Source organism: Roseateles sp. FW305-36, from assembly GCF_058787015.1.
Genome location: NZ_JBYSZK010000058.1, coordinates 1 through 775 on the forward strand (window position 1 = coordinate 1; position 775 = coordinate 775).

General features: G+C 57.3%; 1 protein-coding gene. It reads left to right on the forward strand.

Annotated features, from left to right (window positions below; all coding sequences use genetic code 11):
• A partial coding sequence (locus tag AC3WOE_RS30535) for an AMP-binding protein (RefSeq protein WP_492696316.1) occupies positions 1-775 on the forward strand: 775 nt, incomplete at both ends.

Here is a 775-nt window from a genome sequence, read left to right on the forward strand (position 1 = left end):
TGCAGGCTCAGGCTGAGCTTGTTGTCGTGCGGTTGGACGCCGATGCGCAAGTCTGGACAGGCTCAGAAGCTGAGCGGTGCAACCCTGACGCGCGTGAACTGGGGCTGAGCGCGATGCACCTGGCGTATGTGATCTACACCTCCGGCTCGACGGGCATGCCCAAGGGGGTGATGGTTGAGCACATCCAACTGGCCAACCTTAGCCATGCGCAAGCAGCAAAGTTTGCAGCGCAAGGCTGCAAAACCATCCTGCAGTTCGCCAGTCTGAATTTCGACATGTCAGTCGAAGAAATATTCCCAACTCTGCAATTGGGCGGGCGCCTGATTTTGCGCTCTGCTGACCTGTTAGCGCCAGAGCGGAGATTTATCACGTTGATTGAAGACTTTCAAATCGATGCGCTAAATCTGCCTACAGCCTTTTGGAGCGAGTGGGTTCGACAAATCGAGGAAGGCCTCGCGAGCGTCCCGCCATCTGTAAGTCTGGTTAGCGTGGGCGGAGAGGAGGCTCGTATGGAGCAACTTCGTCTATGGCTCAAACACAGTGATTGCGCATGGATGAATGCCTACGGACCAACCGAAGCGACTGTCAACGCCAGCTATTACGAAGCGCAGGCCCAATCTTTAGCAGAAAGGATTCCTATCGGTCGCCCGATCGCCAACACGCAGATCTACCTGCTGGACGAGCACTGTCAGCCGGTACCGCTGGGAGCGGTGGGAGAGATCTACATCGGAGGAGCGGGTGTGGCGCGGGGGTACCTCAACCGTCCCGAGCTGAC